This window comes from Pseudonocardia halophobica, assembly GCF_050948485.1.
In the GTDB taxonomy this organism is placed as follows: domain Bacteria; phylum Actinomycetota; class Actinomycetes; order Mycobacteriales; family Pseudonocardiaceae; genus Pseudonocardia; species Pseudonocardia halophobica.
Window position 1 is genome coordinate 2,189,526 of the sequence record NZ_CP192046.1, and the last position, 20,167, is coordinate 2,209,692.

At 73.8% G+C, this 20,167-nt stretch carries 15 protein-coding genes, 1 pseudogene and 1 riboswitch; of the genes and pseudogenes, 11 read left to right on the plus strand and 5 right to left on the minus strand.

The genetic code is table 11. The features are described from left to right. Positions 1–559: 559 nt before the first annotated feature. The 4 genes and pseudogenes from ACQP04_RS10475 to ACQP04_RS10490 form a co-directional block, all read left to right on the plus strand. Positions 560–1,384 (plus strand): DegV family protein, encoded by an 825-nt coding sequence (locus ACQP04_RS10475; protein WP_433508343.1) that lies wholly within the window; start codon positions 560–562, stop codon positions 1,382–1,384. Positions 1,385–1,961: 577 nt separating this feature from the next. Continuing rightward, positions 1,962–2,207, plus strand: coding sequence for a hypothetical protein (locus ACQP04_RS10480; RefSeq protein ID WP_433506857.1), 246 nt, complete (start codon positions 1,962–1,964; stop codon positions 2,205–2,207). 475 nt (positions 2,208–2,682) lie between these two features. After that, entirely contained in the window at positions 2,683–3,540 is an 858-nt protein-coding gene (locus ACQP04_RS10485) for a helix-hairpin-helix domain-containing protein (RefSeq protein ID WP_433506858.1), read from the plus strand. 392 nt (positions 3,541–3,932) lie between these two features. Further along, a pseudogene (locus tag ACQP04_RS10490) lies at positions 3,933–5,681 on the plus strand (ComEC/Rec2 family competence protein); the annotation flags it as partial. Between the two features lie 333 nt (positions 5,682–6,014). Here the strand turns inward: ACQP04_RS10490 and thrC are convergent. Next, positions 6,015–7,280, minus strand: a complete 1,266-nt coding sequence (gene thrC / locus ACQP04_RS10495; RefSeq protein WP_433506859.1) for a threonine synthase — start codon at positions 7,278–7,280, stop codon at positions 6,015–6,017. A gap of 6 nt (positions 7,281–7,286) precedes the next feature. Next, positions 7,287–7,431: riboswitch (SAM riboswitch) on the minus strand. A gap of 228 nt (positions 7,432–7,659) precedes the next feature. On the opposite strand from thrC, the gene holA reads away from it, so the two are divergent. Continuing rightward, positions 7,660–8,628, plus strand: coding sequence for a DNA polymerase III subunit delta (gene holA, locus ACQP04_RS10500; protein ID WP_433506860.1), 969 nt, complete (start codon positions 7,660–7,662; stop codon positions 8,626–8,628). 214 nt (positions 8,629–8,842) lie between these two features. Here holA and rpsT read toward each other — a convergent pair whose 3' ends face one another. Then, the gene (rpsT, locus tag ACQP04_RS10505) at positions 8,843–9,109 is read right to left on the minus strand and encodes a 30S ribosomal protein S20 (protein WP_358207663.1); all 267 of its coding nucleotides are present in this window, start codon (positions 9,107–9,109) and stop codon (positions 8,843–8,845) included. 409 nt (positions 9,110–9,518) lie between these two features. On the opposite strand from rpsT, the gene ACQP04_RS10510 reads away from it, so the two are divergent. The 3 genes from ACQP04_RS10510 to ACQP04_RS10520 are packed head-to-tail and all read left to right on the plus strand — an operon-like array spanning position 9,519 to position 12,948. Next, positions 9,519–11,159 (plus strand): circularly permuted type 2 ATP-grasp protein, encoded by a 1,641-nt coding sequence (locus tag ACQP04_RS10510; protein WP_433506861.1) that lies wholly within the window; start codon positions 9,519–9,521, stop codon positions 11,157–11,159. Then, the gene (locus ACQP04_RS10515) at positions 11,159–12,103 is read left to right on the plus strand and encodes an alpha-E domain-containing protein (protein ID WP_433506862.1); all 945 of its coding nucleotides are present in this window, start codon (positions 11,159–11,161) and stop codon (positions 12,101–12,103) included. Before ACQP04_RS10510 ends, ACQP04_RS10515 begins: the two co-directional genes overlap by 1 nt. Before the next feature lie 2 nt (positions 12,104–12,105). Then, positions 12,106–12,948: a transglutaminase family protein gene (locus ACQP04_RS10520; protein ID WP_433506863.1), complete on the plus strand. Its 843-nt coding sequence runs from the start codon at positions 12,106–12,108 to the stop codon at positions 12,946–12,948. Positions 12,949–13,009: 61 nt separating this feature from the next. Here ACQP04_RS10520 and ACQP04_RS10525 read toward each other — a convergent pair whose 3' ends face one another. Continuing rightward, on the minus strand, positions 13,010–14,446 hold the full coding sequence (locus ACQP04_RS10525; RefSeq protein ID WP_433506864.1) for an MDR family MFS transporter: 1,437 nt from the start codon (positions 14,444–14,446) through the stop codon (positions 13,010–13,012). Between the two features lie 156 nt (positions 14,447–14,602). On the opposite strand from ACQP04_RS10525, the gene ACQP04_RS10530 reads away from it, so the two are divergent. Then, positions 14,603–15,355 carry an alpha/beta fold hydrolase gene (locus tag ACQP04_RS10530; protein WP_433506865.1) on the plus strand — a complete coding sequence of 251 codons (753 nt, stop codon included), beginning with the start codon at positions 14,603–14,605 and terminating at the stop codon, positions 15,353–15,355. A gap of 44 nt (positions 15,356–15,399) precedes the next feature. Here the strand turns inward: ACQP04_RS10530 and ACQP04_RS10535 are convergent, their stop codons facing one another. Further along, entirely contained in the window at positions 15,400–16,473 is a 1,074-nt protein-coding gene (locus ACQP04_RS10535) for a glycosyltransferase family 9 protein (RefSeq protein WP_433506866.1), read from the minus strand. Between the two features lie 90 nt (positions 16,474–16,563). On the opposite strand from ACQP04_RS10535, the gene ACQP04_RS10540 reads away from it, so the two are divergent. After that, on the plus strand, positions 16,564–17,166 hold the full coding sequence (locus ACQP04_RS10540; RefSeq protein ID WP_433506867.1) for a maleylpyruvate isomerase N-terminal domain-containing protein: 603 nt from the start codon (positions 16,564–16,566) through the stop codon (positions 17,164–17,166). A 57-nt stretch (positions 17,167–17,223) separates the two neighbouring features. Here the strand turns inward: ACQP04_RS10540 and ACQP04_RS10545 are convergent, their stop codons facing one another. Further along, positions 17,224–18,162, minus strand: coding sequence for a hypothetical protein (locus ACQP04_RS10545; RefSeq protein ID WP_433506868.1), 939 nt, complete (start codon positions 18,160–18,162; stop codon positions 17,224–17,226). A 117-nt stretch (positions 18,163–18,279) separates the two neighbouring features. Between ACQP04_RS10545 and lepA the strand changes: the two genes are divergently transcribed. Then, positions 18,280–20,121, plus strand: a complete 1,842-nt coding sequence (gene lepA, locus ACQP04_RS10550; protein ID WP_433506869.1) for a translation elongation factor 4 — start codon at positions 18,280–18,282, stop codon at positions 20,119–20,121. The last annotated feature ends 46 nt before the right edge of the window (positions 20,122–20,167 follow it).

The following is a 20,167-nucleotide window of genomic DNA, read 5'->3' on the forward strand; positions in this document are numbered from 1 at the left end:
GCCGCCGACCGCTCCGTGAGCGGCCAGCCTGCGGAACTCGGTCGTTCCGCTCGTGATCCGGCTTCCGTGCTCGGGATCTGCCCCTCCGGTCGTGATCGGCTGCCAGGGCGTCGGCGGGCTCGGCAAGCGGCTCCGCCGAGCGTGGTCCGCTGGGTAACGTGATCCGCTCCGTCGGCGACGATCGACTGTGCAGGTGGCGATCGACTCTGCGGGCGGCGATCGGCTCCGCAGGTGGCGGTCGACCCTGCGGGCGGCGATCGGCTCGGCAGGTGCGGTCGGCTTCGCGAGGGGCGATCGATCCTGTGGGCGGCGAGCGGCCCGGCGGGTCGTGAGCGGCCGGCGACGTCGACCGGCGCAGCCGGTTGGAGATCGACTGGAGAGGTTCTAGGTTCGGCCCGTGCCCGATTCCGCACTCGACCCGCGGTCCGCAGCGGTGACCGAGCGAGCCGGCCGCGCGACCGACCCCGAGGGCGCGGAGGGCACCGCGCCCGACGGCGCCGAGGCGCCTGCGGGCGCAGCGGGCCGGGCCGGCGCCGAGGAGGTCGCGGGCCGCGTCGCGGTGGTGACCGACTCGACGGCCGACCTGCCGTCCTCGCTGGCCGGCGCCGTGCGCGTCGTTCCGCTCGAGGTGCGGCTGGGCGACCGCGTGGTGCGCGACGGCGTCGACATCGGTCCGGGCGAGCTGAGCGCGGCGATCGCCGACCGTCGGCTGGACGTCCAGACCTCGCGCCCGACCCCGGAGGCGTTCGCCGAGACCTACCGCGACCTGCTCGCGGCGGGAGCGTCCGCGGTGGTCTCCGTGCACCTCTCCCGTGAGCTGTCGGGCACCTGGGACGCGGCGCGGCTCGCCGCCGAGGAGGTCGACCCGGGCCGGGTCCGCGTCGTCGACTCCCGAGCGTTGGGCATGGGTCTGGGGTTCGCCGTCCTCGCCGCCGACCGTGCTGCCGCCGAGGGCGCGGACCCGGCCGACGTCGAGGCCGCCGCCGCGGCCGTGGCCGCCCGGTGCCGAGTGATCTTCTGTGTGGACGAGCTCGACCGACTCCGCCGCGGCGGCCGGATCGGCGCGGCGGCCGCGGTGCTGGGCACCGTCCTCGCCGTCAAGCCGCTGCTCCACCTGGTCGACGGCCGCATCACCGCTCTGGAGAAGGTCCGCACCTCCGCCCGCGCCACCCAGCGGCTCGTCGAGCACGCGGTCGCCGCCGCCGGCGCCGAGGCCGACCTCGCGGTGCATCACCTCGGCGTCCCCGGGCGCGCCGAGGAGCTCGCGGACCGCCTCGCCGAACACCTCCCCGCCTCCCCCCGCCCGGTGGTCTCCGAGATCAGCGCCGTCATCGGCGCCCACGTCGGCAACGGCGCCCTGGGCGTCGTGGTGGTGCCGCGGTGATAGGCGGCTCCACGTTCCGATCGCCGGTCGCGGTACCTGGCGGCTGCGGCGCGGACCGCAGATGCTGATCCGAGCGACCCTGCGTACGCCGGTCCGTGCCCTCCGCTGTCACATGATCATTGCAACCGCCGATCATGCGCAGGCGGGCCGTTGATCCGGTCCGCGCCGACGCCACTGCGGGTGACAGCGCTGCGGCATGATCACCGTCAGCGGCGGATCATGGCGCGTCTGGCAGCCATGAACCACCGCTCCCGGCGCTTGGTGGGCGACGCCCGGCCCCGAGGCTGCGTCTCCCTGACGCCGCGACGCAGGATGATCGCTGTTCGCGGACCATGACGGCGGCACCGGCAGCCCTGAAGTAGCGCTACCGCCGATCTTGAGCCCTGCCATTGCCCGAAAGCCGGGCCTCCCTGCCTGCGTCGCAACGTGATCGCTGCTTGTTGACCATAACGGCGGCTCCTGCAGCCGCGACTGCCGATCTTGCGCGACACCCGGCGTGGAGGCCCGCTCGCGCTTCCGCGAGCCCCCATGATCACCGTCTGCGGTACTCGGCGGCCGGTGGTGGCCGGGATGTGACGTGACCGGCGATCTCGGGGAGCGGCTCGGCGGCGAGATCCGGGTTGCCGTGCTGCCTACCAGCATGATCGTCAGTTGCGGTGCCTGGCCGCCCATAGTGGCCAGGAATGTGCAGCGACTGGCGATCTCGTGTGACGGCCGCGCCGAGGGCCGCTGGTGCCGGGCGTCGATCCAACATGATCATCGTCTGCGATGCCTGACGACCACCGGCGGCCGTCAGGTACCGCGACCAGCGATCTTCTGGTGAGGAACGCAGCCAGCCCTTCTGCCCCCGGGCTCCTCTGCCTGCGCCACATCCACCCGCAACGGACCTGGGCGCGGCACCCCGCCCCATCCTGCCCGGCACCCCCGACAGATCCGGCGCTCCTGAGGCCCGTGTGGATGACGTTGTCCCCACCCCGCCCTCTCCGTCCACAGCCGACGCAGTGATCCGGGAAAGGGGTGTCGGCGGCCCTAGCGTCGCGGGCGTGGCACGGAGCTCCCCGAACACCCGATCCGCGGCGCGGCTGTCCGCGGTGCTCGGGACACCCGTGGGCCGCCCCTACCCGGTGAGGGAGCGGGGCGGCGAGGAGATCCCGGCACCGAGAACCCCGCCTGCGCAGGTCCCTCGCCACCGCCCACTTCCTCGGGTCTTCCGGCCGGCCATACCTCTGAGCCCCGACCCCGGCGCCGATGACCCGCCCACCCTGCCACTGCCCCTGTCCTTCAACGGGACGGCGGACGTGACCCGCAACGAGCCACCTCACCACGCCTCCGGCAACCCGCACTTCGCAGCGCTGCTCGCCGAGGTCGACGAGCCGGCGGACAACCACCTCGCGCCTGGCGAGGAGCACCCCGACGACTACGCCGACGAGGAGCAGGGGTCGCGGAGTCCCGGCAGCCGACCGAGCCGACTCACCCGCGTCGCCTCGCGCTGGGTCCCCACCGCGTGGCGCGGCTCCCGACTCGACCCCGGCCGCGCGGGCGCACTCGCGTTGGTCCTGGTCGCGGCGGTGGCGGCCGTGGTGGCGGCCGTCGGGGTCTGGAGCGCACGACCCCGCGCGGAGCAGGTACCCCCGCTGCCCGTCGTCTCGCTGAACACGGCGGTCGAGTCGAGCCCCGGCCTCTCCGCACCGCCCACGACGGCGCCGACCGAACTCGTCGTCAGCGTGTCGGGGAAGGTCCGTCGCCCCGGTCTCGTCCGCGTTCCGGACGGCTCCCGTGTGGCCGATGTGCTCGAGGCCGCCGGTGGTGCGGTGCCCGGCACCGACCTCGCGAGCGTCAACCTCGCGCGCCGCGTCGCCGACGGCGAGCAGGTGGCGGTCGGCGTCCCGGCCGCACCGGACGCCGGCGGCGCCGCGTCCGGTCCCGCACCGACCGCTGGTGACGCCGTCGGTGCGGCACCTGCCGGGAAGATCGACCTCAACCGCGCGACCGTCGAGCAGCTGGACGCGCTGCCGGGCGTCGGGCCGGTCACAGCGCAACGCATCGTCGACTGGCGCACCCGCAACGGCCGCTTCGCCCGCGTCGACCAGCTGCGCGAGGTGGAGGGCATCGGCGAGCGCCGCTTCGCACAGCTCCGGGAGCTGGTGACCGTATGAGGACCCGCGAGGAGCGCCGGGCGGTCGCCGAGGAACCCCGGGCCCGGCCGGACCTGCGCCTGGTGCCGGCGGCCCTCGCCGCGTGGGCGACGGTGCTCTGCGCGGTGCTCGGAGGGCCGCTCGCCGCGCTGGTCGCCTGCATCGTCGCCCTGGCCACGCTCATCGCGACGACTCGTCGGGCACCGGGCCGCACCCGGTCCGCCATGCTCGCCGCCTCCGGGTGCGCCCTGGCCGTGGGGCTGCTCGCAGGCCTGCACGCCCTCCACGTCCACGACCACCCGCTGCGCCCCGCCGCCGAGCGCGGATCGGCCGCGGTCCTGCAGGTCACGCTGACCGACGACCCACGACCCCTGCGCGGCCCCGCCTACGGCGCGGACGTCGGAGCGGACCGGATGCTGGTCGAGGCCGAGCTGGAGACCGCGACGGTCGGTGCGGGGGAGTGGCGGTCGGGCGGTCGCGTCCTGCTGCTGGCGCCCGCCGAGGGGTGGAGCGGCCTCCTCCCGGGCCAGACGGTCACTGCCGAGGGTCTGCTCCTCCCCGCCCAGCGGGCCGACCTCACCATCGCGGTGCTGCGGGTGCGCGGATCCCCGACGGCCGTGAGCCCGCCGCCGTGGTGGCAGACCGCAGCCGGAGCACTCCGCGACGGCCTGCGGCGGGCCGCCGACGTGCTGCCGGAGGACTCGGCGGGTCTGCTGCCCGGCCTCGCAGTCGGCGACACCCGCGAGCAGACGACCGAGGTGGAGGAGGACTTCCGGGCCGCCGGTCTCACCCACCTCACCGCGGTCTCCGGTGCGAACCTCGCGATCGTCGGCGGAGCCGTGCTCGGCCTGCTCCGCCTGTTCCGAGCCGACCCCCGCCTGTCCGCGGTGCTGGCCGGGGCCGCCCTGGTCGGCTTCGTGGTGCTCGCCCGGCCCTCACCCAGTGTCGTACGGGCCGCGGTCATGGGCGGCATCGTGCTGCTGGCGCTCGCGCTCGGACGGGGCCGATCGGCGGTCCCGGCCGTGGCCGCGGCCGTGCTGGTGCTGCTGGTCGTCGACCCGGCGCTCGCGGTCGACTTGGGCTTCGCCCTGTCCGTCCTCGCGACGGCGGCGCTCGTCCTGGTCGCGCCGGGGTGGTCCGCCGCGCTGCAGAGGCGTGGTGTGCCGCAGGGTGTCGCCGAGATGCTCGCGGTCCCCGCGGCCGCGTGCGTCGCCACGGCTCCGCTGATCGCAGGTCTCAGCGGCCAGCTCGGCCTCGTGGCCGTGCTGGCGAACCTGCTGGTGGTACCGGCGGTCGCGCCGGCGACGGTCCTGGGCGTGCTCGCTGCCGTGGTCTCCCCGCTGGCACCCGGCCTGGCCACCGCGTGCGCGTGGCTCGCCGGGCCCGCGGTGGCGTGGCTCGTGCTGGTGGCCGACCGCGCCGCGGCGATTCCCGGAGCAGTCCTGCCCTGGCCGGCCGGCGTGGGTGGCGCGCTCCTGCTGACCGGTGTGCTGCTGGTGCTGGTGGTGCTCCTCCGGTTCCGCCGCTCCCGGCTGCTCGTCCTCGCGGTCGTGCTCGGGCTGGCGCTCGTCCTGGTGCCCACGCGCGTGATCCGCCCCGGCTGGCCGCCCCCGGACTGGGTCGTGGTCGCCTGCGACGTCGGCCAGGGCGACGCGCTCGTCCTCGCCACGGGCGTTCCTGGCCAGGCGGTCCTCGTCGACGTCGGTCCCGACGACGGCCCCACGGACGCCTGTCTGCGCCGACTCGGCGTCGACGCGCTGGCGCTCGTGGTGGTCACGCACCTGCACGCCGACCACATGGGCGGTCTCGCGGGGGCGCTGCGCGGCCGGGCGGCCGGCGGGGTCGCACTGGGGCCGGCGCGCGAGCCGGCCGGGGCCCTGCGGCGGATCGCGCAGCAGGCGGCGGACGCCGGCGCGCCGGTGCTCGAGCTGACCGCGGGCCGTCGCCTCGCGTGGCCCGCCCTCACGCTCGACGTCCTGGCACCGGACCGCCCGCCGGAGTACGTCGACGGCGAGGACGGCACCGCCGTGAACAACACGTCCGTCGTGCTCCGGGCGACCACACCGGCCGGCCGGATCCTGCTGACCGGCGACGTGGAGCTCGACGCCCAGGCCGACCTCCTGCACAGCGGCGCGGACCTGCGGGCGGAGGTGCTCAAGGTGCCCCACCACGGCTCCCGCTCGACCAGTCCGGACTTCCTGCGGGCCGTCGCGCCACGGGTCGCCCTGGTCAGCGTGGGCGCGGGCAACTCCTACCGGCACCCGAACCCGGGCCTGCTGGACCTTCTGACGGCGTCGGGGGCCGTCGTGCGGCGCACGGACCAGTCGGGCGACGTGGCCTTCACGCGGGCCGACGAGCTGGTCGCCCGCGGGGACCCGCTCCCGGCCCCGCGCCGCTCCCGTGCGGGCCGCAGCACCCGGCGCCGGGCCTCCGGGACGACGACGGGCCCGGAGGAACGCGTCCTCCGGGCCCGGTCGTGGTTGCGGTGTGCCGGGTCAGCGGCCCTCGAGCGCCTCGCGGACGGCCTTGCTGGTCGACGGCACCATCGCGGTCGGGCGTGCGTGGGCAGACACGGCGTCGAGCGTCTTGAGCCCGTCGCCGGTGATCAGCAGGACGGTCTCGGCGTCGGGGTCGATCTTGCCGGCCTCGATCAGCTTCTTCGCGGTCGCCACGGTGACGCCGCCGGCGGTCTCGGCGAACACACCCTCGGTGCGGGCGAGCAGCCGGATGCCCTCGACGACCTCCTCGTCGGTCACGTGGCCGACGGCACCGCCGGTGCGGCGCACGGAGTCGAGGACGTAGGGGCCGTCGGCGGGGTTGCCGATCGCCAGCGAGCGGGCGATGGTGTCCGGCCGGACGGGCTGGACGAAGTCGTGGCCCTCCTCGAACGCCGAGGCGACGGGCGAACAGCCGGTGGCCTGGGCGCCGAAGATCTTGTAGGGCTTCTCGTCGACGAGCCCGAGCTTGATGAACTCGCCGAAGCCCTTGTCGACCTTGGTCAGCTGCGAGCCGGAGGCGACCGGGACGACGATCTGGTCGGGCAGGCGCCAGCCGAGCTGCTCGGCGACCTCGTAGCCCAGGGTCTTCGAGCCCTCGGCGTAGTACGGGCGGACGTTCACGTTCACGAACGCCCACTCCTCGTGCTCCGCGGCGAGCTCGGTGGCGAGGCGGTTCACGTCGTCGTAGTTGCCGTCGACGGCGAGCAGGGTGCCGCCGTAGACCGCGGTGGTGGTGATCTTCGCCTGCTCGAGCGAGGAGGGGATCAGCACGACCGAGTCCCACCCGGCGCGGGCGGCCGCCGCGGCGACGGCGTTGGCCAGGTTGCCGGTGGACGGGCAGCAGAGGACGGAGAAGCCCAGCTCGCGCGCGGCGGCGAGGGCGACGGCCACGACCCGGTCCTTGAACGAGTGGGTGGGGTTGCCGGTGTCGTCCTTCACCCAGAGCTTGCGGACCCCGAGCTCGGCGGCGAGCCGGTCGGCCTGGATCAGGCGGGTGAAGCCGGGCTCGGTGTTCGGGAAGGACTGGACGTGCGTCGGGACGGGGAGGAGGTCCTTGTAGCGCCAGATGGACTTGGGGCCGGACTCGATCGACTCGCGGGTGACGTGCGGGAAGTCGTAGGCGATCTCGAGCGGGCCGAAGCACTGCGGACAGGCGAACTCCGCGGCGAGCGGCGTCTGGTGGCCGCACTCGCGACAGGACAGGGCGCGGGCGGAGCCGAGGTCGAGGGTGGTGCTGGCAGGCGTGTCTGCAGTGAGAGTCATCAGATCTCCTCATCTGTCCCGCTGGCGCGGGCCGGAATTGGCACCTGGTCCGTCGACGTGCGCGCACCGAGCGGTGCGCTGCGCGGATCGTCGTTCGACGCCGGTTGCCGGGGCTTCGTCGGGCCGTTCCCTCTGCCCCTCTGGATGAGCCATATGCGGTTGTGCCGAGCAGGCTTCGTGCGCGGAGCGAGCGCGGCGTCCGGATTGATCCGGATGCCGTGCACGTTACGGCACCGGCCCCGCTCCCGGCCAGCCGCACTCACCTTCTGGGAGCCGTGTCACGGACTGTCGGTGCCGTGCGCGACGATGACCCGCGGGCCCGGCACGCCCGGGCCCCGGTGCGCGGCACCGCGCGACGCGTGCGAGAGGAGCCCGGCCCATGCCGGCCACGAAGCCGCCCGCCCCTGTGCAGCTCGTCGTGGGCGAGGAGGAGCTGCTGGTCGAGCGGGCCGTGAGCGAGATCCTCCGCGCCGCCCGGGCGGTCGATCCCGAGGCCGACATCCGCCGGTTCCGCCCCGCCGAGCTCACCCCGGGCGAGCTGGTCGGGCACCTGAGCCCCTCGCTGTTCGCGGAGGGCCGGGTCGTGGTGATCCAGGGGGCGCACGAGGCGGGCAAGGACCTGGTCGCCGCGATCATGGCCTACGTGGCCGAGCCGGCCGACGGGATCGTGCTGGTCGCGGTGCACGCGGGCGGGGCCCGCGGCAAGCAACTGGCCGACGACCTGCGGAAGGCCGGTGCGGCCGTCACCAAGTGCGATCGGCTGACCCGGGCCGAGGAGCGCGCCGACTTCGTGCGCGCCGAGGTGCGGCGGGCCGGCGGGTCGATCACCGCCGAGGCCGTGAGCGTGCTGCTCGAGGCGGTCGGGTCGGACCTGCGGGAGCTGGCCTCGGCCACGAACCAGCTGGTCTCCGACACGGGCGGGCAGGTCGACGGCCAGGCCGTGCGCCGGTACCACCGGGGCCGGGCCGAGTCGTCGGGGTTCGCGGTGGCGGACAAGGCGGTCGCGGGGGACCGGGCGGGTGCGTTGGAGGCGTTGCGCTGGGCGCTCGTGCTGGGCGTCGCGCCGGTCCTGGTGGCCGACGCGCTGGCCGACGCCGTGCGCACGCTCGCCAAGGTCGGCGCGGCCGGCCGGGGCGACCCCAACCGCCTGGCGGGCAGCCTCGGCATGCCGCCCTGGAAGATCCGCAAGGCGCAGGGACAGGTGCGGGCCTGGCGGCCGGCGGGCCTCGCGACCGCCATCGCCACGACCGCGCAGGTCAACGCGGACGTCAAGGGCGCGGCCGCCGACCCCGCCTACGCCCTGGAGCGCGCGGTCCTCGCGGTCGTCGACGCCCGAGGCACCGGCTGACCCGCATGCTGCAGCGTTAGGGAGCCATGACGCCCACAGGCACGCCCTGACACCGCGTTACGGAGCCATGACGCACCAGGAGTACGAACCGGCGCGCCACCACCTGAGAACGCGTCGACGGCACTGCCCCACGGGAAAGGGCAGTGCCGTCGACGGAACGCTCGACCGGGAAGAACCCGGGAGCTTCACCGGGCGCGCGACCGCGCCCGAGGACTCACGCGCCGATCTTGGCGACGCGCCTGGCGATGGCCGACTTGCGGTTGGCGGCCTGGTTCTTGTGGATGACGCCCTTGCTGGCGGCCTTGTCGAGGGCGCGAGCGGCGGCGCGCTGCAGCTCGACGGCCTTCTCGGTCTCGCCGGCCTCGGCGGCCTCGCGGAACTTGCGGATCGCGGTCTTGACCGACGACTTGACCGACTTGTTGCGCTGACGGCGCTTCTCGTTGGTCTTGACCCGCTTGATCTGGGACTTGATGTTCGCCACGCTGGTGTGCCTCGAGTCTTCCTGGTGCTGGGTACGTATCGGGGGGCTCTGGCGACCCCGACCGGTTCTCCACCGATGCGAGCGAGCACGCCGAGCACTCGGTCGTCCATGCTACAGCCCGGCGCGGACGGCCCTGCACGGGCCCGCGCTCCGCGCGCCCACGGAGCCAGGATCACACAGCGAGGACCCTCTCGGCGGGCGGAACGCGCCGCTCCGCGACGGATCCGGGCCGGTCGTGTCCGTAACGCGGACGTAGCACCGCTCCGTCTGGCTCCGGCCAGGCGAAACGGTCAAGATGACCCCCGTGAGCCGAGCAGTGGACCGCAGACCAGTACGGGCGGGCGGGAAACCCGCACAGGACGACGGGGCCGCTGCCGCAGACGGTGCAGGGACGAACGGGGCCGGCCGGGTGGCCGGCTCCGCCCTGTTCGACGGGTACCTGGAGCCGGACCGGCCCCACCCCGACGCGTTCGACGAGATGTTCAACGCCGACGGCAGCGTCCGCGCCCCGTACCGGCACCTGCACGACGCGATCGCCCCGGCCGCCGCCGCCGACCTGGCCGCGCGCTCGGAGGCACTCGACCGGGCGTACATGGACCAGGGCATCACCTTCAGCCTCTCGGGCAAGGAGCGCCCGTTCCCGCTGGACATCGTGCCGCGGGTGATCAGTGCGAGCGAGTGGAGCCGGCTGCAGCGCGGGATCGTTCAGCGGGTGAAGGCCCTCGAGGCCTTCCTCGCCGACGTCTACAACGACGCCCAGATCGTGCGCGACGGTGTGCTCCCGCGCCGGCTGATCACCAGCTGCGAGCACTTCAAGCGGGCCGCGCACCTGCTCAACCCGCCCAACGGGGTGCGCATCCACGTCGCCGGCATCGACCTCGTCCGCGACCAGGAGGGCACGTTCCGGGTGCTGGAGGACAACCTCCGCAACCCCTCCGGCGTGTCCTACGTGATGGAGAACCGGCGCACCATGGCGCGGGTCTTCCCCGACCTGTTCACGCGCCAGCGGGTCCGCGCGGTCGCCGACTACTCGACCCACCTGCTGCACGCGCTGCGTTCGGCCGCGGCGCCCAACGTCGCCGACCCGACGGTCGTCGTGCTCACCCCGGGCGTCTACAACTCCGCCTACTTCGAGCACTCGCTGCTGGCCCGGCAGATGGGCGTCGAGCTCGTCGAGGGCCGGGACCTGTTCTGCCGCGACAACGTCCTCTACATGCGCACGACCGAGGGCGAGCAGCAGGTCGACGTCGTGTACCGCCGGATCGACGACGACTTCCTCGACCCGCTGCAGTTCACGCCGACGAGCGTGCTGGGCGTCGCGGGGATCATGAACGCCGCCCGCGCGGGCAACGTGGTGATCGCCAACGCGGTGGGCAACGGCGTGGGCGACGACAAGCTCGTCTACACCTACGTCCCACAGATGATCAAGTACTACCTCGACGAGAAGCCGGTCATCCCGAACGTCACGACCTTCCGGTGCTGGCTGGACGAGGAGCGCGGGCACGTCCTCGACCGGCTCGACGAGCTGGTGCTCAAGCCGGTCGAGGGCTCGGGCGGCTACGGCATCCTCTTCGGCCCGAACGCCAGGGCCAAGGAGCTGCAGAAGGCGCGCAGGGCGATCCGGGACGACCCCCGCGGCTGGATCGCCCAGCCCGTCGTGCAGCTGTCCACGGTCCCGACGAAGGTCGACGACCGGCTGGTGCCGCGGCACGTCGACCTGCGGCCCTTCGCGGTCAACGACGGCGAGGACGTCTTCGTGCTGCCCGGCGGCCTCACCCGGGTCGCCCTGCCGAAGGGCAGCCTCGTGGTGAACTCCAGCCAGGGCGGCGGCTCGAAGGACACCTGGGTGCTGGCGGCGAGCCGGTCGAGCGAGGCCGAACGGGAGCTGGGGGAGCGCGGGATCGCGTCGTCCGCCCCGGCCCGCGGGCCCGCCGCCGAGCAGGGCCCCGAGCTGACCCTCGGCCAGCAGCAACAACAACAGCAGCAACAGCAGCAGGGCCGCCAGGTCCAGGAGCTCGGCGGGATGCGCCAGGAGCAGGTGACGGGCTGATGCTCGCCCGCAACGCCGAGTCGCTGTACTGGATCGGCCGCTACGTCGAGCGCGCCGACGACACCGCGCGGATCCTCGACGTCTCGGTCCACCAGCTGCTCGAGGACGCCACGATCGACGTCGACGCGGTCGCCCGCCGGCTGCTCGGCGTCATGGGCGTCGACCCCGGCACGGACGAGCCGCTCGACGCCTTCTCGCTCACCGAGGTGCTCGCCTACTCCACCGAGACCCTCGGCTCGATCGTCTCGTCGATCTCCAGCGCCCGGGAGAACGCTCGCGGCGCGCGCGAGGTCGTGTCGTCGGAGATGTTCGAGTGCCTCAACGCCACCTGGAACGCCCTGCCCGAGCGGCAGCGGTACGCGCGCTGGGTGGGGCCGCACGCCTTCTTCAGCTACATCGAGGACCGGGCGGCGATGTTCTCCGGGCTGGCCGCCTCCACGATGAGCCGGGACGACTCGTGGCGCTTCTACCTGCTCGGCCGCTCGGTCGAGCGGGTCGACATGGTGGTGCGGCTGCTGCTGTCCCGCGTCTCGGACCGGATGAGCTCGCCGGGCTGGCTGTCGGTGCTGCGCTCGGCGGGCGCCCAGGACACCTACCTGCGCACCTACCGCGGCGCCGTCGACGCCGTGCGGGTCGCGCAGTTCATGCTGATGGACCGGCTCTTCCCGCGGTCGGTCTTCTACTCGCTGCGCGAGGCCGAGACCTGCCTGCAGCAGCTGGACCAGCGGCCGACGGCGCGGGTCGGGGCGAAGGCCGAGGCGCTGCGGCTGCTCGGCCGGGCGCGCAGCGAGCTGGAGTTCCTCCGCCCCGAGGAGCTGCTCGACGACCTGCCGGCCCAGCTCCTGTCCCTGCAGGAGACGATCCAGAAGGTCGGCGAGGCCGTCTCGCTGCAGTTCTTCCACGCCGCCCCCTGGGTCGCGTGGACCGCGCCGGAGGTGGTCTGAGGATGGGCTGGCGCATCCGCGTGGTGCACGAGACGGGCTTCAAGTACAGCTCGCCGGTGCACGAGACCTACAACGAGGTGCGGCTGACCCCGCGCAGCGACACCCACCAGAACGTGATCGTCAGCCGCGTCGAGACGGTGCCCGCGACCCGCGCGTACCGCTACGAGGACTACTGGGGCACCCAGGTCACGGCGTTCGACCTGCACGCGCCGCACAAGGAGCTGCTGGTCACCGGCACCTCGGTGGTCGAGACGGGCGACGCCGGCGAGCCGGTCCGCGAGGCGACCTGGGAGGACCTGGCGTCCGAGGCCGTGCGCGACCGGTACACCGAGATGCTCGAGTTCACCGAGTACGTCGGGCGGGACGCGGAGCTGGCCCGGATCGCGAAGAACCTCAAGCGCGGCAAGGACCCCGTCGACGCCGTCCTCACCGCCTGCGAGCGGGTCCGCGACACCATGACCTACCAGGCGGGGACGACGGGCGTGCACACCTCGGCCACCGAGGCCTGGCAGGCGGGCAAGGGGGTCTGCCAGGACTACGCGCACCTCACCCTGGTCCTGTTGCGCGAGATGGGGATCCCGGCCCGGTACGTCTCGGGGTACCTGCTGCCGCGCCAGGAGGTCGCGGTGGGGGAGACGGTGTCCGGGCAGTCGCACGCGTGGATCGAGGCGCGCACCGGCGCCTGGTGGGGCTTCGACCCGACCAACGGCATCCCGATCGGGCACCGGCACGTGTGGGTCGCCGTCGGCCGCGACTACGCCGACGTCTCCCCGCTCAAGGGCATCTACTCCGGCGGCACCGCCGAGGCGCTCGACGTCTCGGTGCACATGACGCGCCTGGCCTGAGACGCACGAACGGCGCTCTCGCTCATGAGGAATGAGCGAGAGCGCCGTTCGCCGGGATGCGTCAGGCGGCCGCGGGGGCCTCCGCGACCTGCTTCTTCCCACCGACGAGCAGCGAGACCGGCAGGGCGACCGTCGCGATCACCGCGGCGCAGAGGAACGCCGCGCGGGCTCCGGGGACGTCGGCCGCGACGCCCGGCGTGGCCGCGAACACGACCATGAGCGTGACGAACAGCGCCGTGCCCGCCGCGCCCGCGACCTGCTGAAGCGTGGCGAGGATCGCGCTGCCGTGCGAGTCGAGCTCGCTGGGCAGGCGGCCCAGCGCGTCCGTCATGAGCGGCGTGAACATGAACGACAGCCCGATCACGAGCAGGACGTGCATGCCGATCAGCATCGGGACCGGGGTCGAGGCACCCACGGTCGTGAAGCCCCACAGCGACAGCGCCAGCACCGCGGTGCCGGGGATGACGAGCGGGCGGGCGCCGACGCGGTCGTAGAGCCGGCCGACGAACGGGCCGAGCAGACCCATCACCAGGCCGCCGGGCAGCACCGCCAGCCCGGTGACGAACGCGGACACGCCGAGCACGTCCTGCAGGTAGAGCGGCAGCAGGATCAGCACGCCGAACAGCGCCATCATGCCGAGCACGACCAACACCAGCGACACCGCGAAGGGCCGGAAGCCGAGCGGGCGCAGGTCGAGCAGCGCCCGCCCGTCCCGCTGCAGCCGGAGCTGCCGGAACACGAACACGGCGAGCGCGACCAGCCCGATCACCGTGGGCGCCCACGGCGGCAGCAGCGCCTCGCCGCGTGCCGACTCACCGATGCTGGAGAGCCCGAACACGAGCCCGCCGAAGGCCAGCGCCGAGAGCACGACGGACGGCCAGTCCAGCGGGATCCTCCGGGTCTCGCTGTCGAGCCGCAGCCAGGTGGCGCCGGCGGCCAGTGCCAGCAGCGCGATCGGCAGGATGACGATGAACATCCACCGCCAGCCCAGTGTGGACAGGATCACGCCGGAGATCGTCGGACCGACGGCCGGCGCGACGGCGATGACCACCGTGATCGTGCCCATCGTCGCGCCCCGGCGCTCCGCCGGGACGAGCCGGATCACCGTGGTCATCAGCAGCGGGATCATCACGGCGGTGCCGAGCGCCTGCACGACCCGCCCCGTCATGAGCAGGCCGAAACCGGGCGCGAGCGCCGAGATCAGCGTGCCCAGGCTGAAGAGCGACATCGAGGCGAGGAAGACGGTGCGCGGGGTGAGGCGCTGCAGGAGGAAGCCGGTGATCGGGATGACCACCGACATCGTGAGCAGGAAGCCCGAGGTCAGCCACTGGGCCGTGCCGACCGTGATCCCGAGGTCGGTGACCAGGACGGGCAGCGCGACGCTCATGATCGTCTCGTTGAGGATCATGACGAACGCGGAGCCCACCAGCAGCCAGACGACCGTCGACGCCGACCGGGGCACCTCGACGGAACTGGGGGGTGCGTCGGGCGCGGTCATGCGGGGTTCTCCGATCGGGGGACGGCGTACGTGGATCTCACGTACGTACTGACGCTATCCGGGCCCGAAGGTCATCGGCCACGCGGTTTCGCGGTGCGCGGACACCCTGCGGCCGATTGCGCCGCAACTGTCGGTGGGGGCTCGTAGGGTGCCCCCATGACCGTCGTCCTGGTGCACGGCAACCCCGAGACGCCCGCGGTGTGGGACCTGCTCGTCCCGCACCTGGACCGCGGGCCGGTGGTCCGGCTCGCCCCGCCCGGGTTCGGCGCGCCCGTCCCGGAGGGCTTCGGCGGGACCGTGCTCGAGTACCGGGACTGGCTGATCCGGGAGCTCGAGCCGATCGTGGCGGCCGAGGGCCCGGTCGACCTCGTGGGGCACGACTGGGGCGGCGGGCACGCGGTGAACGTCGCGACGGCCCGGCCGGACCTGCTGCGCAGCTGGGTGTCCGATGTCGTCGGCATCTTCGACCCGGACTACGTGTGGCACGAGCTGGCGCAGGCGTGGCAGCAGCCGGGCGTGGGTGAGCAGGCGGTCGCGGGGATGCTCGCCGCCGGCCCGACCGCGCGCGCCGAGCGGCTGTCCGGGTTCGGGATGGCGGCGCCCGTTGCCGAGCGGATCGCCGCCGCGTTCGACGAGACGATGACCGACTCGATCCTGCGGCTCTACCGCTCCGCCGCGCAGCCGGTCATGGCGGAGCTGGGCAAGGACCTGGAGAAGGCGGCCGCGCGCCCCGGGCTCGCGCTCGTGCCGAGCGAGGACCACATGGTCGGCACGGAGCAGCAGCGGCACCGGGCTGCCGCCCGCGCCGGCGCCCGCGTCGAGGTGCTCGCCGGGCTCGGGCACTGGTGGATGACGCAGGACCCCGAGCGCGCCGCCGCCGTGCTGAACCGGTTCTGGGCGGAGGTCTGACCACCACACCCGCGGCGGCCGGAACGCCCGGCGAGGCCTCAGGCCTACCCCGGCAGCAGGGCGAGCGCGGCGTCGAGGACCTCGCGGACCTCGACCCCCGCGAGCACCGTGGCCTCGTGCCCACAGCTGCGGCCGAGGTACGGGTCGCCGCATACCGCGCAACGGCTCTCCCAGTCGACGACGACCCGGTGCCGCGCGCGGAACAGCGGGCTGACGTCGACGAGGTTGGCCCGGGTGAACACGCCGACGGTCGGGGTGCCGACGGCCTCGGCGATGTGCCGGGGCCCGGAGTCGTTGCCCACCACCAGGTCCGCCCGTTCGAGCACACCCACCAGCCCGTTGAGGTCGAGCGTGCCGACGAGGTCGAGGACGGGCGCGTCGCCGAGCCCGGCGCGGACCTGCTCGCCGAGCTCCAGGTCGGACTTCCCGCCGATCACCGCGACGCAGGCGCCGCGCTGCTCCGCGAGCGCGCGGCCGACCTCGCCGAGCCGCTCGGGTGGCCACCGGCGGCTGATGTCGGTCGCGCCGGGGTGCAGGACGACGAGCGGGCCGTGCAGGGCCGGGAGGGCGGCGTCGGCGGCGGCGCGGTCCGCGTCGGTGACCGCGAGCTCCGGCCGGAGCGTGACCGGCCGCGCCCCGACGAGGCCGACGACCTCGAGCCAGCGCATCACGTCGTGCTGGAACGGCGTCCAGGGGATGGTCCGGGTCAGCGCGGGAGCGTCCTCCGCGCGGCTGCCCGCGGTCACCCGGGCGCCGAAGCGCAGCAACAGCGGGTTGGCGTTGGCGCCGCCGCCGTGCAGCTGCACCGCGAGGTCGAACTCCCGGGCCCGCATCGCCGCGCAGAACTCCTCGACGACCTCGGGTGCGTCGTCGGGCGGCCCGCCGACCTCCCCGCGCACACCGGACACCCGCGGTGCCTCCAGCACCTCGTCGACCGGGAAGGGACGCCCGCGCAGCAGCTCGGCGACCGGCGCGGAGGTCGCGAGCGTGATCGAGGCGTCGGGGTAGGCGGCCCGCAGGGCCGCGAGCGCGGGCTGGGCGACGAGGGAGTCGCCGAGGCCGTTGGCGCGGAGCACGGCGATGCGCCGCACCCCGGGGAGCAGACCATGATCGGGCACGGCGGAGGGATGCCCACTCCGCGGCCGGCACACACCCCGCCCGGGTGGCGCAGGGTGTCGCGGGGGCGTCGGGCCTCCTACCGTGGGCGGGTGCGCAGCGACGACGTCCGAACCGCGGCCGCCGCCTGCACCGGCCTGCTCGGCGGCGCGCTGCAGCGGGACTGGTCGGCGCGGGCGGGCACGCTGGACATGACGGTGTCCGAGGTCGTCGCGCACGTCGCGCGGGTGCTGCACTTCTACGCGGTGGACCTGGCGGGCGGGCCGGCCGAGGTCGACGCCGTGGAGCTGCGGGTGCACGCCGACCGGCCCCCGCCGACCTTGGTGGCGGCCGTGCGGACCGGGGCGTTCGTGCTGGCGGCGACGATCGACGCCTGCGGCGACGACGTCCGCGGGTTCCACCCGGACGGTGTCGCCGATCCGTCGGGGTTCGCCGCGATGGCCTGCGACGAGCTGCTGGTGCACACCGACGACGCCGCCCGCGGGCTGGGCCTCGCCTTCGAACCCGACGCGCACCTCGCCGCCCACGTCGTCCGCCGGCTGTTCCCGTGGGCGCCGCACGACGAACGCTCCTGGCCCACCCTGCGCTGGGCCAACGGCCGCGCGCCCCTGGGCGCGCGGCCGCGGCTGGAGAACTGGCGGTGGCACTGCGCCCCGCTCGAGGAGTGGGACGGCAACGGCCCCACGACCCCGTGAGTGCCGACTGCCCCTAGCGGGTCACCGGCCACTCACGACCCCTGCTGAGCAGGCTTTTCAGGGGGTGAGCGCGGTCTCGGCCGCCCGGTCCACCCGGCGGTGGTAGCGCTCGCCGGCCTTGCCGCCGACGACCGCGCCGATGAGAGCGACGACGGCCGCGATCAGCAGCGCGATCACCCCGGACAGGGTCAGCGACTCGCCGGAGATCGCGACGCCGGGCACGCGCAGCGCGGCGAACAGGCTGTCCGTGGTGCCGGTGACCGCCATGGCGATCGATACCGCGACGGTGACGACGAGGCCCATCGCCCACACCGCGACGCCGTTGCGGGCGCCGTCGAACCGGGCGAGGCGGCCGGCGACGTAGCCGCCTGCGTAGTAGGCCAGCAGCATCACCACGACCGCGACGATCCCACCGGCGACGCCGAGCATCCGCGGGTCCTGGCCCGGTCCGCCGGTCATGTCCGGCGACACCCCGGCGAGCCGGACGACGAGCGAGGCGAGCGCGCCGAGCAGCACGGTCAGGCCCACGGCGACGAGCCAGCCGAAGAAGGCCGACCCGATCTTCAGCCCGCCGAACCGCTCGTGCTGGTACTCGTGGGCGGCGGTGAGCGCGCCGCGGCTGGTGTAGTGCTGGGCCAGGTCGGCGTCGGGTTCGCGGCGCGCGGGGGCGCTGCGCAACGTGCGCCGGTCGATCGGCACGGTGATCCCGCGGTCGTCGGGCGCGGCGCCGCTCAGGGGGATGGTGCGGGCGCCGCCGAGCCGCGGCTGCACGAGGCCCCACGGGGTGCCGTCCGGCCCGTCGACGACGCTCGTGAGCTTCCCGACCGTGTTCCCCGACCGCCCGCGCACGGTCCGTCCGACCCACTCGCGTGGCCCGGCCGTCTCGTGCGTCCGCGGGAACTCCCGGGTCGTGGGGTCGGCGGCGGGGTCCGGTCCGGGCCCGGTCGGGGCGGAGCCGGCCGGGGCGCCGGACGACGAGGGGGTACCGGTGCTCACGGAATCCATGGCGGCGGATACCCGACGGTGGTCCGTCTCACACGCGCGCGGGCCTGCGCGGCCCGATCGGACGACGTGGGACGATGGATGCGACCCCGTACCGGAATGGATGTCTGAGTGACGACGTACGCCGACCGCACGTTCACCCCGCCGGAGCGCATCCGGAACTTCTGCATCATCGCCCACATCGACCACGGCAAGTCGACGCTGGCCGACCGGATGCTGCAGATCACGGGTGTGGTCGAGGAGCGCGCCATGCGGGCGCAGTACCTGGACCGCATGGACATCGAGCGCGAGCGCGGCATCACGATCAAGGCGCAGAACGTCCGGCTGCCGTGGACCGTCGACGGCACCGACCACGTCCTGCACCTGATCGACACCCCCGGCCACGTCGACTTCACCTACGAGGTCTCGCGGGCGCTGGAGGCCTGCGAGGGCGCGATCCTGCTGGTCGACGCCGCGCAGGGCATCGAGGCGCAGACGTTGGCGAACCTCTACCTGGCGCTCGAGAAGGACCTGACGATCATCCCGGTCCTCAACAAGATCGACCTGCCCGCGGCGGACCCGGACCGCTACGCGGCCGAGATCGCGCACATCGTCGGCTGCGAGCCCGAGGACGTGCTGCGGGTCAGCGCGAAGACGGGCATGGGTGTCGAGGCACTGCTCGACGAGTGCGTGAAGCAGATCCCCGCGCCCGTCGGCGACTCCGACGCCCCGGTCCGCGCGATGATCTTCGACTCCGTGTACGACACCTACCGCGGCGTCGTCACCTACATCCGGGTCGTCGACGGGAAGATCGTCCCGCGCGAGCGGATCAAGATGATGTCCACCGGCGCCACCCACGAGCTGCTCGAGGTCGGGATCGTCTCGCCGGAGCCGAAGGCCACCGAGGGCCTCGGCGTCGGCGAGGTGGGCTACCTGATCACCGGGGTGAAGGACGTCCGGCAGTCGAAGGTCGGCGACACCGTCACCTCCCAGCGGCGCGGCGCCACCGAGCCGCTCACGGGCTACCGCGAGCCCCGCCCGATGGTCTACTCCGGCCTCTACCCGGTGGACGGCTCGCAGTACCCGGACCTGCGCGAGGCGCTGGACAAGCTGCAGCTCAACGACGCCGCGCTCACCTACGAGCCGGAGACCTCGGCCGCGCTGGGCTTCGGCTTCCGCTGCGGCTTCCTCGGCCTGCTGCACCTGGAGATCACCCGGGAGCGGCTGGAGCGCGAGTTCGACCTGGACCTCATCTCCACCGCGCCGAACGTCGTCTACCAGGTGTTCACGGACGACGGCACCGAGATGACCGTGACCAACCCGTCGGACTGGCCCACGGGCAAGGTCGCCGAGATCCACGAGCCGATCGTGAAGGTCACGATCCTGGCGCCGTCGGAGTTCATCGGCGCGATCATGGAGCTCTGCCAGAGCCGGCGCGGCCAGCTCGGCGGGATGGACTACCTGTCCGAGACCCGCGTCGAGCTGCGGTACACGATGCCGCTCGCCGAGATCATCTTCGACTTCTTCGACGCGCTGAAGTCCCGCACCCGCGGCTACGCCAGCCTCGATTACGAGGAGGCCGGCGAGCAGGTCTCCGACCTGGTCAAGGTGGACATCCTGCTGCAGGGCGAGCCGGTCGACGCCTTCTCCGCGATCGTGCACAAGGACGCGGCGTACTCCTACGGCACCACGATGGCCACGAAGCTGCGCGAGCTGATCCCGCGCCAGCAGTTCGAGGTGCCGATCCAGGCGGCGGTGGGGTCGCGCATCATCGCGCGCGAGACGATCCGCGCGATCCGCAAGGACGTCCTCGCGAAGTGCTACGGCGGTGACATCAGCCGCAAGCGCAAGCTGCTGGAGAAGCAGAAGGAGGGTAAGAAGCGCATGAAGACCATCGGTCGGGTCGACGTGCCGCAGGAGGCCTTCGTGGCGGCACTGTCCACCGAGTCCACCGCGGACAAGGCGAAGAAGTAGCCGCGGAGCAGGTCTCGGCGCAGGGACCGAGGGGAGCCCGGCGTCG